Here is a 15,049-nt window from a genome sequence, read left to right as displayed (position 1 = left end):
GGAATTCCCTTAGCTCCTTTATTTACCCATCTATGAAATCTCTTATTCCAAAATTCCATAGTAGCACAAGCCCTTGCATCTGGCCTTTGGGCATATATTAAAATCTGATCCTCAAATGGATATTTATAGGTATAGGTTGCTGAATTCATAAATTGAAACCAATCATTACTACTATTTACAATTTCCTTTGCCTTATCCATTAATAAGTTTTGTATATTATAAATTTTAGCCATAGCTTACCTCCTTTGACTGTTAAATTAAGCCTTGTTATAATTTTAAAACCTCATTTTATAATTAATATACTTACCTGTATCTTCAATAGAAATATAGGCATTATAAGTCTTTCCTGTCTTTTTTGAATACAATCCTTTTACTATTACTTCTCCTTTTGACAATAAAGTCTTTACCATTTCTTTAGTTAGTTTCTTTCTTTTATCCGTAAAGAATCTGTCCTCTTTTAATAAAGAAAAGCCACATTCTTTGTTGGAACAATAAAAATTCTTCTTTCCTTCAAAGATGTAGCTCTTACACCTTGGGCAACTCCCTAATACTTCTCTATTTGATTGAAATTTCTCTTTGTTTTCTACTGCAATATGGGAATAGGTCTTGACTAGATCTGTAATCATTTCATCTATTCCCTTTAAAAATTCTTCATCACTTCCTTTCCCTAATGAAATCTCAGTTAATTTATTTTCCCATTCAGCTGTAAGTTTAGGTGATTTTAAATTATCAGGCATTACTGTAATTAGACTTACCCCCTTATCTGTGGGTAATAACTGCTTCTTTTTTCTCTCCAGATATCCCACTGAGATTAATTTTTCAATAATCCCTGCTCTTGTTGCAGGTGTACCTAAACCTTTTTTCTCTACATCTAATTCCTTATCTAATTCTTCATTACCTGCTCTTTCCATTGCAGATAATAGAGTGTCTTCTGTAAAATGCTTTGGTGATTGGGTAAAACCTTCTCGAATTTCACTATTCTGTATCTCAAATACCATTCCTTCTTCTATTTCTGGAAGTAAAATGCTATTATCTTTTTCCTTTTCCATGGTATTGAAATTCTCATCAAAACTACTTTTTATACCCTTAAATCCTAGATTTACAACTTTCTTACCTTTTGCAGTAAATATTTTATCTCCTACCAATAATGACACTCTTACTATTTCTTCTACATAGGTATCAGCTACAGCTTCAAGCAATTTTAAGCAAATTAGCTTGTATATATTCTTTTCAGTTTTAGGAATGTCCTCAATATTCATATTTAAGGATTGTATGGTTGGAATTATGGCATGATGATCTGTTACCTTTTTACTATCCAATATTCTTTTATAATTTGGATTTTCTACTAAATTATCTCTGTCGATACCATTTATTAGATTAACTAAAGACTCCATCATATCATCAGTTAGATATCTGCTATCAGTCCTAGGATAAGTAACCCACTTCTTTTCATATAAAGATTGGGTATAATCTAATGTTTGTTTTGCAGTATATCCAAACAATCTATTTGCTTCTCTTTGTAAGCTGGTTAGGTCAAATGGTAAAGGTGGATTTACATTTTTCTTTTCTTTTTTAACATCCTTTGCAATGGCCATTTCCCCAATACATAAATTTTTCAATTCATTAGCTTCATCTTTTTCCTTTATTCTTTCACTACTAGCCATAAATCCATCTAAATATAGATCTAGATGATAGAATTTTTCTTTTCGAAAACTTCGAATATCCTCCTCTCTATTTACTATTAGGGCTAAGGTAGGTGTTTGAACTCTTCCTACACTTAGCAGTTGATTGTATAGGACTGTAAATAATCTTGTTGCATTAATTCCTACTATCCAGTCTGCCTGACTCCTTGCTAATGCAGATTTATATAGATTATTAAATTCTTTTCCATCTTTTAAATTCTTAAAACCATCTTCTATAGCACTATCTTCCATGGAACTAATCCATAATCTTTTCATAGGCTTTTGACATTTTGAATGGTAATATACTAATCTAAAGATTAATTCCCCTTCCCTTCCTGAATCACAGGCATTGATAACTTCTAGTACATCAGAACGGTTTAATAATTTATTGAGGATTTCATATTGCTTTTTTGTTTTGACAAATAGATCATACTGAAATTTGGATGGAATAATTGGTAAATCTTCATACCTCCACTTTTTATATTTTTCATTGTATTTATCAGCTTGGGCAAGTCCTACTAGATGCCCCACACACCAACTAATAATATATTCCTTACTTTCAATATAGCCATCCTTTCTACCATGAACGCCTAATACCTTGGCAATAGACATGGCTACGGATGGTTTTTCTGTAATGATTAGTTTCATTTGATTACCTCACTTTCTATAAAAATAAAAATGGTGGTTTACACCACCATTCAGTATCTTACATATTCCAGTTTAAATATATACTATTACGTTTTTCAAACGCATCTTCTCCACCTTCCATAATTTTTATAATTTTCTTTTGAATATGCGAACAATCGATACTTCCAGAGTCAACCATAATCTTATCATCTTCAAATTCCGTTACAATAATTTTTTCTGAATCTCCTAAAACAGGTATATTCGCGTTATGGGTAACAAAGATAAATTGTATATCTGATTTTCTTTCCTTTAAAGTTTTTATCAATTCATCATAAATCACTTTATTATCTAAATCATCTTCAGGTTGATCAATAATAATTATATCGTTATCCTTTTGGGTCAAAATGAAAAGAACAATTGCCGATGCTCTCTGTCCAAGGGAGTGATATTCTAAGTTCTTCCCATGATATAATATATCTACTTTATCAGGGACTTCATATTCTATGCAATCTTTAAGATTACCTTTTATCTTTTCAATAAATTTATCATAATCATTACCAGATATAATTGTTTTAATTTTTTTTGATTCATTGAGCATAATATCATCTATAATTGCTATAAAATCACTAAATTGTTCTGAAATATCCTTATATTTATTAGAACGTATACCAGTCCCTTGACCAACTTCCTTCAGTTTATCCATAAATTCCTGTTTATTTCCCTTTAACTCAATTTCAATTGATAATTGTTCCTGTGAATCATTTATTTTCTCAATTTCTTTTTTATAAAGTCTAAATCTTTCGTGTACTAGCTCCTTTCTATCTTTTAATAAGTTCTTTAAAGAATTCTCTAAAGCACTTTTTTCTTGCATTTTTAGTTGATATTGCTGTAATTCGTCTGAAGTATCTTTAACCTTTTTCGAATAATCTAGAAAACTATCAGGATTTAAAGTTTCAACATCTATTTCCCTTTTTATCCTAGCAAACTCTTCTTTTAATGAATCTTTACATTCAACAAAGTTATTCTGCTCAGACTTGATTTTTTCTAACTCAGCAAGAATATTTTGATTTATATTAGATAGCCCTCCATATAATTTAATTATATTTTCTATACTTTCATTTACACGTTCAAATATCTCACCATTATACTTAGATGTATATTTAGCTTTATCTTTTAGTAATCTAATCTTTTCTGATTCCAAACTACTTTCTAAGTCATCTGACAAGTCATTTATAAATCCACTTATTTGTTCAAAATATAGGCTTTCATCTTCAAATTGTTTTTGTTTGTCTAATTTTTCAGCAATGCCTTTTTCTTCATAAATAGCTAATTTCATGTTTAAATCATTAACCCTAGTAGTAAGTTCATCTATTCTATTCGGGTACTGTTGTATCTTTATTATCTCTTCTATCTTTTGTTTTAATTCTTCGCTATTGCCTTTAAGTTTTTCATTTACTTCTTTCGTCTTTTTACCAATTAATTTACTTAGTAGATTAAACTCATAACCTGGAGCTCTCATAGATAAATCTTTTTGTCCAAAATATAATGGATTATTAATTATAGATTCTAATGATATATTTAGTTGATTTTCATCTACATCTGAAATGTACACTTTATCATCCTCTAAATATTTGGTTAGCAAGTATTTCCTATTATTATTATCTACTAGCTTAATTTTTATAATACCCCCAGAATCTAAAACATATTTTACAAGACTTTCCTTATAATCATCATCAATATCTGCTTTTAAATCCAATCCATATCTTAAAGTTTCTAGTATGGAAGATTTACCACTCCCCCTTATTCCAATAATAGTATTCAATTCTTTTGAAAAATCAACATTTATATTATCTAATTTCCCTCCTGTATATTCTATACTGTCGATGTATCCATGTTTAAACAAAGGAATATCATAGAATACCCTGTTTGAAAAATCCATTAGGGCATATTTTACAGCATTAAAAGAATAATCCCCTATCTTAAGATAACATTTGTCACCCTCGCCTATATCCTCAATTTTTTTAGGATCACAACCTTCTAATTTTGGTAATTCATAGCCAATCCATTGTGTTAAGTTATTAAATTTATCAATATTTTTGGATTTTTGAACTCCCAAAACTCTTTCTTTTAATAATGGGTTATCCCATAACCTTTGTATTAAGCCTCCCCCACATTCATATAATAAACCACTTTTTTGATCTACATGAGCAAATATTATAAAATAATCTTTATTATGTTGCTCCAAATTGCTTATAACCCCATTTATATCATAATTACAACTTACATTCTCATTTTCACGATTTGCTACTCCAGCAAATACTTGATTTAAAAAAACTTCAATATTATTTTCTCCATTTTCATACCATGAATCAGAAAAGATAATTAAAGTATGAATACCATTCGCCCCTTCCTTAACAGAAAGTTCTACCCCAGGTAGCAAAAAAATATTTTCTTTTTTAGCTTGCCTTCTTAAAGCTTTAAATTCATCTTTATCAAATTTATTATGGTTAGTTATTGCACCTATTGATATATCAGCTTCTTTTAATTTTTGAACATATTCCTTTACAAATTCATTTGGATTATTGTGATATTTAAATTCTTTATCCTTTATAGTATGTAAATGAAAATCTGCTCTTAAAACAGAAGCCCCGTTTTTAAACATCATATCTCCCCCAAACATGCTATTTTCTAAATTATATCATATTTGGGGGATTATTCAGTCTTTTAAAATTTTAGCTCCTAGTTATTTATAAAATTTCAATATTCAATATCTATTTTCTTCATTTCCTTCCTCAAATTCTTCATCATACTCATCTTCATATTCCATCTCATCCTCATCGTATTCATCTTCAAAATCCTCATGACTAGGCTTATAAATCTTAAAATAATATCCTCCACCACCTACAATTCCTAAGATTAACAGTACAAATATAAAGGAAGATTTATTTTTCTCCTTGGGCTTTTCTTCTATCTCTTTATTTTCTTCTTCCTTAGGCTCTTCTTCTTTTGGTTCCTCCACTACTGGTTTTACATTTATATTTGATTTTTCTCCTTCTATCATATTTAATAAATCTTGTTCGCCTACTTCTGTTAAGAGAAATACATTTTGAGATGCTTTTTCATGGTCTACTATTAGATGAAATGTTTTTCCACTATTAGTGGTAAAGGTTATAAATTGCCTTGTCTGCTTTGAAGTTGAATTTTCTTCGCCATCCAATTTCATCTCAAATTCTTTACCATCTTCCCCTACATTTTCTGTCATATCTGCCCTAGCTATATACTGCTTAGTAGCTAAGGGATTTATAGCATCCATATTCCCACCCATTACTAGAGATACATCAAATCCATTATTAGATCTTATTGTATTTGTTTCCTGGCTCCAATTGTTTGAAGGCTCTTTGATTTGTGGATTTGATATTGTTCCTTCTTCTCTATAAATTTCAATAGATTCATCTGGCTTTTCATCTCCAATAATGTCTGATGCATAGATAATATCACTAAAATAGGATTTTTTAGCAATATGGTCATCATTAGCAAAAACATGGGTATTATTTAATAAAACTAATACCATTACTATACATAGTGTTAGAACACTTTTAATATATCTATTCATTATCCATACCCTCTCTTTCATCTTGTTTACTAAAATATATATCTTCTTTTCTTTCCTGTAGTTTTTCAGTAAATTTATCCTTATCCAAAACGCCTTTAATAATCTGAGTATATTCTTCAAAAGAAATCTTAGATGTTCTAAATATCTTGTGAAGCTCTGTCTTTTCTAGCTCTTCCGCTTCACTATCTATCCCTTTAAGTTTTTCCTGTAAAGCTTGGATCTGTTTTTGAAGTTTCTCAGATTCTTGATACTTCTTTATTAATTTTTTATCCATAGATAACTCCCTCCCTATCTTAATCTTCCAAAAGAATAAAAGTGATTTCTCCAATAATTTGACTCTATACTAGTGTATTGAACAGGGTCCCCAGCATGGATCATCATTCCATTTCCGGCATAAATACCTACATGGGTAACTGGTACTCCTGCATTATAGGTTCCAGTAAAGAAAATAACATCTCCTGCTTTTGCCTCACTTGATGAAATTGGTGTACTAATATTAAATATGCCTTGAGCTGTAATCCTTGGTATATTGTGGATTCCTGAATTTCTGAAAACCCAACATACAAAACTAGAACAATCAAAATTTTCTGGTCCACTTGCTCCAAAGATATATCTCTTTCCTAAATGCTTGTCTGCCTCATTAAATAGTGCTCTTATTGTTTCATCATCATAAGGTATAACTGGATTTCCATAATTACCTGTGTAGCCGTTGTAATATACAGTCGCTCCTATAGGACTTTCTGATTCACTGTATAAATAAAAATAAGGATTCAAAAGATTTCCCTTCGAATCCTCTAATTCTAAATGCAAATGAGCACCTGTAGACATTCCTGTACTCCCTACTTTTGCAATAATATCTCCTTTTTTAATATTCGTTCCCCTTAACACATCAATGCTAGAACAATGAGCATAAAGGGCTGTATTCCCACTCTTATCCTCAATTATTATATAGTGCCCATATCCATTCCTATCGTAATCTATCTTTTTTACTATGCCATCAAATATTGCATATAATAGAGAACCTTCTAGTTTTGCTATATCTAAACCTGTATGAAAACTAGGTACTTGCTTTATTGGATGAATCCTCCAACCAAATAAACTGCTAATAAATTTTTTCCAATCTCCCTCTGTAGGGCTTTGATATACCATAAAGTTTCCTTTGCTATTCATCAAGACATCATAAAGCTCTTTTTCTTCTCCATTTAGATTTTCCTCTAGTACTTCTGATAATGCTCTAGTAGACAGTGTTGTTACGAGTATCCTCCTTTCATCTTCATCCTCTATTTCATATATTTCTTTTAGAGTTAATTCATATTGCTCATTAAATATTCTTTTTATCTCATTTTTTATTCTATCTGCTTTAAAATCTCCATATTTTGCAGTTAAATATGCCAATAATTCATGGGGATCATGACCTACTCCATCTAAATTATATCGATATCCATCATATCCTGGATGATCCTTTTCTATATCTTTTAGAGTCATAAGTAACCCTGTTTCTAATCTGGTATATTCAACATCGGCAGCTGTTACTTCTGTATCAGAAGCCTGATATGATGTTCCTGCTATAGTACCTAATCCCCCCATTATAATATTTGAGCAGGATTGGGTAGTTACCATAATCATCATAAATAAAAAAGCAAGTGCAATTACATATACACCTGCCTTTTTATTAGCCCTTTTTGTAATTTCCTTTACCGTATCTAAGCTTCCTTTAATGCCCTGTAAGAATCTTTGATGAAAGGCTTTATGGGTGTTTTGATTATACTGCCTCTTAATCCTCCAGTTTTGTATATACCTTCCAAACCCACTTGCCTCTTGATATGCCTCGTTTTTACTTATAGTTTTATTAAATTCTAGTTTACCTTTTAATTCTTCAGCCTTTTTTATTTCTTTATGCTTCCTCTTTAGTTTCCTATTTTTTCTGCGAATACTATAGTTTTTCCCTTTTCTTAATGTCCCTTCTGCAAATTCTTGTGATTTATGAATGGATTCTGCTCCCACATTTTCATCTTCAAGCTCTTCCATTTTATTATGGAATACCTTACTAGAACTAATATCTATGATTTCTCCCGAAGTGCCCAATACTTTTTTAATAGGATTATCTATATTCTCCGCATTATGAAGTAATTTATCTTTTTTATTTTTCCTGTCAAATTTAAGTCTTGATTGGGTTTTTGTACTCTGCTTTTTATCATCTGTTTTTTTCTTATCTTTATAACCCTTTTCAGTTCTTTCTATTTTTTCTAAAGGATTTTCTATTTTAGTGTAATTGTTCTTGCTATCTTTTTCTCCTTGTTTGCTATAATCCCTGGTTCCTAGTGGCTTAGGATCTTCCTTTTCAGTTTGCAACTCTAGCTTCATCTTATTTTGAAAATCCATCTTTTCTTCAGGATTATCTTTTGAAATATCTAAATTATCTTTAGAAAATTTTAAATCTTGCTTAGTAGAGCTTTCTTTCTGCTTATATCTTCCTTTATGTCCAAGGATATATTCTTTTTTATGATTTAATTTATTCCCTATGTCATTTTCAATTCTATCTATTGGTAAATGTGTATTATTTATGTTTTCATATGGTTTTGGCTCACTATAATGCCTTGGGGCATAATTATTTATTTGCTTCCTACTTGGATCATATTCATCTTGTTTTATAGTTTCTATATAATTGTTTTCTATCTCACCTTTCCCCTGAGTCTGTTGTTCATCTATTGCTTCTATGGCTTCTTCATTCAACTCCGATATAGAAATATCATCTGCTAATCCATACTCATTATCTTTATGAATTACATTGGAATTATTTGAAACCATAGAATCTTCCAGAGTTTTTCCAATTGATACCTTTGGCTTTTTTCTTGTAAATTCATTATTTCCTCTATCCCTAGAATAATTGATGGATTCTACCTTTTTTTCTTTAAGAGCCTTTTCTAAGTTTACATCCTCTATTTTCCGACTAATATTTCTAGTAGTGTTTTCTAAAAGATTATGCTCTACTAATCCATCTTTAGAATATTTTTGAATTACTTTGGCTTTAGATTTTAATTTTTTTCTCTTTCCATCCAATTTTATCACCCCACTTTTCTTTTAAAATAATTATATTGATAGTCTCTTATATTGTTTTTATAAGATTTCATAGGCCCTTTCTCCTAAAAATTTATGAAAAAAATAGATTTGTCCTTTCCCTGTTATTTTAGTAGTACGGGTTACCCTTACCGTTCCATCAGAATTATTTATAATATTTTTCTTTACTTCCATTAGCTTTAGATCCATTGAATACTGAGTAGGAAGGTTGTAGTTTTCCCCTTTCTGTCTTATTAAATAGCCATTATCTCTCATCCATGCAAAAAGTCTATTTTGTCCTATTGGATATCCTCCTTGATTTATAAGTTTAGCTAATTCTCCTACAAGACATGAACTTCTAGATGTTTCTACACAATTAGCAAAGATAATCTTAGGTTTATTTTCCTGTAACTCTGTTTCTGCAATTAATCTTTTTTCTCGTTCTTCTTTTAAGTTTAGTGCAAGCTGAATCAGAAAATCAGGATCTGTTAGGACTTTTTCTACTGTTTGATTCGTTAAATATGCCCCATGTTTTCGTATAGAAGGAAGCACCTCAGATGTAACCCATTTTTTAAACTGTTTTGCTTCAGGCTTTCTACTTCTTAAAATGGAACTATAAATGCCCGATTCGTTGATTACTATAACATTTTGATTCCCACCAGGGGTACGCACAATCTGCGTACCCTTTTCATCTTCGTCTAATATACGAGTCATATCATAAGCAGTACGATAGTCTAGCACCTTTGCAATATCTACAGCTATAAACCAAGGTTCTCCATCTATTCCTAATACACGAATTTTCCCAAAGTTACTATTTTCAAATACCTTTAGTTTCTCCATTATACTCCCTCCTCTCCCTGTACCTCCTCTGGTTTAGTTGTCATTATAGAATATAATAATGTATCCTTTGGAAACTTATCTACAAATGGAATGATTACATTCCCATAAAAAAGAAGTCCTTCACCTTCATTTGAATTCGTGACGTAGGACAACTGATGAGGTGATATATTTAATTGTTTTGCAAGGATTTGTCTATCTCCAGCGGCTTGATTTAGCATATAGATAAAATCACTGTTTTCAAAAATATTTTCAATCTCTCTGGAAGACAACAAATCTTTAATGTTTTGAGTAATACCTGTTGGCATTCCTCCCCACTTACGAAATCTCTTCCATATTTCTACAGAATAAGCCGCTGTTTGTTCTTCTTTTAATAATAGGTGGAACTCGTCTACATAATATCTAGTGTTTCTCTTTTCTGTCCTATTGATGGTAACCCTATTCCATACTTGATCTTGAACGATTAGCATACCTATCTTTTTCAACTGTTTTCCCAATTCCTTAATGTCATAGCATACTAGACGATTATTTACATCTACATTTGTATGATGATTAAATACATTAAGAGAACCTGTAACATATATTTCAAGAGCTGTGGCCAATCTTTTAGCTTCTGCCTCTTCCTGTTCCCTGAATAAATTATATAAATCTTCAAGAATAGGCATATTCTCCATTCTAGAATCTGATAAGAAATCTTGATATACTAATCTTACACAACGATCTATAATGGTCTTTTCTACAGGTTCTAATCCATGTTTTCCTCCTACAATTAGCTCACAAAGGGATAATATAAAGTCAGATTTTAATGATAATGGATTTTCATCATCTGAGTAATCTAAATTTAGATCCATTGGATTTATATAGTGTGGACTAGTAGGAGAAATCTTTATAACCTGACCATTTAGTTTATTTACTAATGGATAATACTCTGCCTCTGGATCACAGATAATAATATCGTCATCTGTAATTAGAAAGGCATTTGTAATTTCTCTTTTAGCAGAAAATGATTTTCCAGAGCCAGGAGTTCCCAAAATTAAGCCATTGGGATTTTTTAATTTTTTCCTATCAACCATAATCATATTATTAGATAAAGCATTTAAGCCATAATATAGACTTTCTCCATCCATGAATAATTCTTGTGTTGTAAATGGTATGAATATAGCAGTACTTGAAGTTGTAAGTCCCCTTGATATTTCAAGATAATTTTCTCCTAAGGGTAAACTAGATATAAATCCATTTTCCTGCTGATAATCTAATTTTCTTAAAGCACAATTATATTTTTGTGCAATACCACCAGTTTGAAATATTATATTTTCAAGTTTTTGTTTCTTCATAGCAGTATTTAAGACGATTATGGTTACTAAAAACATACGCTCATTTCTATTCTGTAAATCTTCTAAAAGGCTTTTGGCTTCATTTCCAAAGGTTGCTAAATCAGATGGTATAATATCCATATCATATCCAGCCCTTACAGCCTTTTTCTGTTCTTCAATTTTCATCCTGTCTAAATCAGTTATTTTTCTTTTTACATTCTTAATGGCTTCTGTTTGGTCAATTGATTGGATATGAAAATTTACTATAATATCATCTTCTAAATCTAAAAAATCTGCTAACATTCTATCTGTAAGTTCAGGAGCTAATATTTGAAGAAAGCTAATAGCTCCAATGGTTTCCCCCATTTTAAACCTCCTTGGGTCAGAAAAATTAAAAGATGTAGGTACTATTATATCCTTAGTACTCACACCTCCACTCTTTACTAAATCCCATGTAAAATTCAACTTTTCCTTTGTATCCTGATGACATATGCTATGAAGTAGTTCTACCCTTTCTTTACCATTTAAGGAATAGGCTTTAACCCCCATGACCTTAAAATTATTTAATATATCAGATTCTATTCTTTCAAGTCTTGGTTTTGCTAGTTTTAAGCTATCTGCTTCTATTCCAAAGGTAATATACTTAGTTTTTAATAGTCCATTATTCCCTTTGGATAACTGATTTTTCAACATATTAGAATACTCAAGTCTAATATCGTTAAAATCATCATCTTGCTCTTGAATCTGAATGCTATCTATAAAGGATTCTGTATTCCCAGATTGATTTATGAAACTAAGTTGAAAATTAATTGAACTATCAAAGTAATTGAGAAAATCACAATAATTTTCAAATATTAATGATTTATCTTCATTTTGAGCTAAAAGATAATTTATATCATAGAACCTAATGGTTTTAGTGTATTTTTTATTATCTACCTGACATATCCCATCAGGAAGTATTCTTCTATAGGGTAAAGTTTGCTGAGCAGATTGAGGGATGTTTCTCTTTTTATTTTGTTTTATAGATTGGGTTTTGCTACTTCTCTTTACTTCCTTCTTTTGTTTATTTAATTGTTTCTGATTTTGAGCTAATCTTTTTTGTTGCTTTTTTACTTGGGGATTTTCTATCACCAATTTCCACCTCCACTTCTTTTCCATTACTATTTAAAAACTCATAAAAATTTTCTGTTTTATATAATCTAACTTTTGGATAGATATATTTCTGCCTTATTACATATTTAATATATTTTTCAAAAGGTATCCCATCCTTTTCAAATATAGCTGTAAAGAAAAATGGCATCATTAATATAATCATAATTAATAATGCCAAATCATTTCCTATATTTTTTCTTATTGCTAAATAGGTAGGAACACCAATAACTGCACCTATGCTAAAACAAATAAGTTGCCTTTTGGTTAAATTAAAGGCAACCTTTGTTTTTACCATAGACAAATCTTTGGGTACTTGAACAAAAGCCATATTCTAAACCTCCGTTCCATCTATATCTTCAAATTCTCCATAAACTTCAATATCTTTATAAACATCTTCCATCATATCTTCTAATATTCCTAAGCGTAAATCACATTCAAATTCATATTTTTGCCTTTCTTCTTCAGTTTCAGTAACTATATTTGTAAATCTTCGAAATGATTTAGATAGTTTTGTTACCTTCTTTGATAATGATATTTCATGAAGAACTAACAATGATATACTTCCTATTCCTAGACTAGCAAGGAATAATGGATTAATATTTAAATCTTTATTACCTTTTTTAACTTTTTTCATATTGAACCCCTTTCTAATGTGCATTAAGCACTGATTTTGCAACACTTCCTGTTTTAAATAGACTAAATGCTAAAAGTACAGTATAGGATAAAATCATAAAAATACTTGCATGGATATTATCTGTAACTGTAATTGTCTTAACTAATACAGCATAGATTCCTACACATACCATAATGAAAAACCCTTGAAAACCTAAGGCTATTAAGCTTCTTAAATAATTATTACCTACTTGCCCCCACTCCCTATTAGTCATAGTAGCCAAAGGAACTGGCCCTACTGAACTTACTAAATATATCTCAATCATACGGCCATATAATATTACGGTGATTATGATGGACAATGCATCCATACAAAATTTAACCGCTGTTGTTTCAAGAGATATTCCTATAAGCTCTGCTACTGATCTATCTTCCAGAACTTCCACCATACTCAAAACTGACGATGAAATATCAATATTAGCTTCTATATCTATTACTCCTGCTGCACTTGAAACCATGTTTTGTGCCACATCAAAGGTAGCCATTATTATGTCAAATGTATGAGTAACTAGATAGATAGCTACAATAGATTTAAAAATCCATTTAAAGAACATCCATGTATCTACATCATGAAGATTATTTCTATCGATTAACATGGATATTGGCTCATAGCATAAAACAAAGGTAATCATTATTCCCGCAATGGGAATAATAACAGTCTCTGACAATGATCTAATCATGTTAAAGATGCTATTATTCCACCCTTGGGGAGTCTTCCCTACCTCAATAGCTATGGTGCCTACTTTTTCATTGACATCAGTAAACATATTTGTTAAGTTACCTTCAATGATTCCTATTAATATCTCCTTGATATATTCCGTAAGCTTATCAAATATCCCACCCATTATTAAAATAATCCTGCTAATAATGGAATAAGATTTGTTCCAATCAGCACCACGCCACCGCCAGCCATGAGCTGTTTAATTCCTTGAGATTTAGCACCTGGATTGTCATTACCATAACCTTCTAAAAGATTGATAACTCCCCATGCACCAAGTCCTGCTCCTAATGCTGTTACCAATGTACTTAAAGTTGTAATTGCACTGTTAAAAAACGCCATAAATATTACCTCCTAATTTAATTTTATTTTTTATTTATATAAAAACAGAGTCAATAATTATATCTCGAGCTATAATCATTGACTCTGTTGATTAACAAATATTTAATTATTATCCTTGACCCCCACACGATGAAAGGGTTTATAATATTATTGAGCTCAAATTTCATACATGTATGAGGTGATTAAATGTTAAAAATAGGTGATTTTTCTAAGCTTTCAAGAATAAGCATTCGTATGTTAAGATATTTTGATGAAAAAAGTTTGTTAAAACCTTATGAAATTGATAATTTAACTGGCTATCGATATTACCATGAATCCCAGCTAACTACTGCTTCTACCATTGTAGCTTTACAAAAAATGGGGTTTAGTATAGCTGTAATTTCAGAAATATTAAATTGTGAATCAGGCCCTGAAAAATTAGAAGAATTTTTTACTGAGCAAAAAAATATTATAAATGAAAATTATCAAAATTCCCTACGTCAAATGCAATTGCTTGAAACATCACTAAGTCAAATAAGAAAGGATGAATATAAAATGAAATATTCTGTTATATTAAAGGAATTACCAAAAATGAAAGTAGCAAGTATTCGCCAAATTATCCCTTCCTACGAGGATGAAGCGATACTATGGCACCAATTAATGCCGGTTCTAACTAATAAAAAAGTTTCTTATCCTAATCCATGCTATTCATTAGCAATTTTCCACGATAAAGAACATAAGGAGAATAATGTAGATGTGGAAATACAAATAGCTGTTGATAGAGATTATTCAAATGAAGGCGATATAATTTTTAAAGAACGCCCCGAGGTTTTAGTTGCTTCTGTAACTTTTAAAGGGCATTATAATCAAATTCATTTAGTTAATAAAGCAGCTGCCCATTGGGTATCAAATAATAATTATATTTTTGATGGTCCAATGTTTAATATTTATCATGTAAGCCCTGCTACTGAAAACAATCCTGATAATTGGATTACAGAATGCTGTTTTCCTGTTAGAGAAAGGTAAAATAGGACTATCTATTTATGATAGTCCTCCA

Annotated in this window: 12 protein-coding genes; 1 reads left to right on the top strand and 11 read right to left on the bottom strand. The window is 30.4% G+C overall.

The genetic code is table 11. The features are described from left to right. Positions 1-275: 275 nt before the first annotated feature. The 11 genes from BUA21_RS10685 to BUA21_RS10635 all read right to left on the bottom strand — a co-directional run bounded on the left by BUA21_RS10685 (position 276) and on the right by BUA21_RS10635 (position 14,013). A complete protein-coding gene (locus BUA21_RS10685) occupies positions 276-2,330 on the bottom strand; it encodes a type IA DNA topoisomerase (RefSeq protein ID WP_072744821.1) in 2,055 nt (684 codons plus the stop codon). A gap of 58 nt (positions 2,331-2,388) precedes the next feature. Continuing rightward, complete coding sequence (locus tag BUA21_RS10680; RefSeq protein WP_072744820.1) at positions 2,389-4,971, bottom strand: TrlF family AAA-like ATPase; 2,583 nt, start codon at positions 4,969-4,971, stop codon at positions 2,389-2,391. Positions 4,972-5,073: 102 nt separating this feature from the next. Then, positions 5,074-5,922 carry a CD1107 family mobile element protein gene (locus tag BUA21_RS10675; RefSeq protein WP_159429105.1) on the bottom strand — a complete coding sequence of 283 codons (849 nt, stop codon included), beginning with the start codon at positions 5,920-5,922 and terminating at the stop codon, positions 5,074-5,076. Then, on the bottom strand, positions 5,915-6,196 hold the full coding sequence (locus BUA21_RS10670) for a hypothetical protein (protein ID WP_072744819.1): 282 nt from the start codon (positions 6,194-6,196) through the stop codon (positions 5,915-5,917). Before BUA21_RS10670 ends, BUA21_RS10675 begins: the two co-directional genes overlap by 8 nt. A gap of 14 nt (positions 6,197-6,210) precedes the next feature. Further along, the gene (locus BUA21_RS15280) at positions 6,211-8,982 is read right to left on the bottom strand and encodes a CD1108 family mobile element protein (RefSeq protein ID WP_072744818.1); all 2,772 of its coding nucleotides are present in this window, start codon (positions 8,980-8,982) and stop codon (positions 6,211-6,213) included. A 57-nt stretch (positions 8,983-9,039) separates the two neighbouring features. Continuing rightward, positions 9,040-9,819 (bottom strand): phage antirepressor, encoded by a 780-nt coding sequence (locus BUA21_RS10660; RefSeq protein ID WP_072744817.1) that lies wholly within the window; start codon positions 9,817-9,819, stop codon positions 9,040-9,042. Continuing rightward, complete coding sequence (locus BUA21_RS10655; RefSeq protein WP_084604260.1) at positions 9,819-12,287, bottom strand: VirB4-like conjugal transfer ATPase, CD1110 family; 2,469 nt, start codon at positions 12,285-12,287, stop codon at positions 9,819-9,821. Before BUA21_RS10655 ends, BUA21_RS10660 begins: the two co-directional genes overlap by 1 nt. Then, positions 12,193-12,609 (bottom strand): PrgI family protein, encoded by a 417-nt coding sequence (locus BUA21_RS10650; RefSeq protein ID WP_072744816.1) that lies wholly within the window; start codon positions 12,607-12,609, stop codon positions 12,193-12,195. The genes BUA21_RS10655 and BUA21_RS10650 overlap by 95 nt, the downstream gene beginning before the upstream one ends. A gap of 3 nt (positions 12,610-12,612) precedes the next feature. Next, positions 12,613-12,915, bottom strand: coding sequence for a hypothetical protein (locus BUA21_RS10645; RefSeq protein WP_072744815.1), 303 nt, complete (start codon positions 12,913-12,915; stop codon positions 12,613-12,615). 13 nt (positions 12,916-12,928) lie between these two features. After that, positions 12,929-13,798 (bottom strand): VirB6/TrbL-like conjugal transfer protein, CD1112 family, encoded by an 870-nt coding sequence (locus tag BUA21_RS10640; protein WP_072744814.1) that lies wholly within the window; start codon positions 13,796-13,798, stop codon positions 12,929-12,931. Positions 13,799-13,800: 2 nt separating this feature from the next. Then, positions 13,801-14,013: a Maff2 family mobile element protein gene (locus tag BUA21_RS10635; protein WP_072744813.1), complete on the bottom strand. Its 213-nt coding sequence runs from the start codon at positions 14,011-14,013 to the stop codon at positions 13,801-13,803. 186 nt (positions 14,014-14,199) lie between these two features. Here BUA21_RS10635 and BUA21_RS10630 point away from each other — a divergent pair, with 186 nt between their 5' ends. Further along, on the top strand, positions 14,200-15,018 hold the full coding sequence (locus tag BUA21_RS10630; RefSeq protein ID WP_072744812.1) for a MerR family transcriptional regulator: 819 nt from the start codon (positions 14,200-14,202) through the stop codon (positions 15,016-15,018). Positions 15,019-15,049 lie beyond the last annotated feature (31 nt).

This window comes from Sporanaerobacter acetigenes DSM 13106, assembly GCF_900130025.1.
GTDB lineage: Bacteria > Bacillota > Clostridia > Tissierellales > Sporanaerobacteraceae > Sporanaerobacter > Sporanaerobacter acetigenes.
The sequence above is the reverse complement of the archived record's forward strand: the minus strand, read 5'-3'. Positions and strand labels throughout refer to the sequence as shown.

Coding starts and splice junctions, on each gene's coding strand:
- BUA21_RS10685 (WP_072744821.1), bottom strand. CDS start 2,330: ATGAAACTAATCATTACAGAAAAACCATCCGTAGCCATGTCTATTGCC.
- BUA21_RS10680 (WP_072744820.1), bottom strand. CDS start 4,971: ATGTTTAAAAACGGGGCTTCTGTTTTAAGAGCAGATTTTCATTTACAT.
- BUA21_RS10675 (WP_159429105.1), bottom strand. CDS start 5,922: ATGAATAGATATATTAAAAGTGTTCTAACACTATGTATAGTAATGGTA.
- BUA21_RS10670 (WP_072744819.1), bottom strand. CDS start 6,196: ATGGATAAAAAATTAATAAAGAAGTATCAAGAATCTGAGAAACTTCAA.
- BUA21_RS10660 (WP_072744817.1), bottom strand. CDS start 9,819: ATGGAGAAACTAAAGGTATTTGAAAATAGTAACTTTGGGAAAATTCGT.
- BUA21_RS10655 (WP_084604260.1), bottom strand. CDS start 12,287: ATGGAAAAGAAGTGGAGGTGGAAATTGGTGATAGAAAATCCCCAAGTA.
- BUA21_RS10650 (WP_072744816.1), bottom strand. CDS start 12,609: ATGGCTTTTGTTCAAGTACCCAAAGATTTGTCTATGGTAAAAACAAAG.
- BUA21_RS10645 (WP_072744815.1), bottom strand. CDS start 12,915: ATGAAAAAAGTTAAAAAAGGTAATAAAGATTTAAATATTAATCCATTA.
- BUA21_RS10640 (WP_072744814.1), bottom strand. CDS start 13,798: ATGGGTGGGATATTTGATAAGCTTACGGAATATATCAAGGAGATATTA.
- BUA21_RS10635 (WP_072744813.1), bottom strand. CDS start 14,013: ATGGCGTTTTTTAACAGTGCAATTACAACTTTAAGTACATTGGTAACA.
- BUA21_RS10630 (WP_072744812.1), top strand. CDS start 14,200: ATGTTAAAAATAGGTGATTTTTCTAAGCTTTCAAGAATAAGCATTCGT.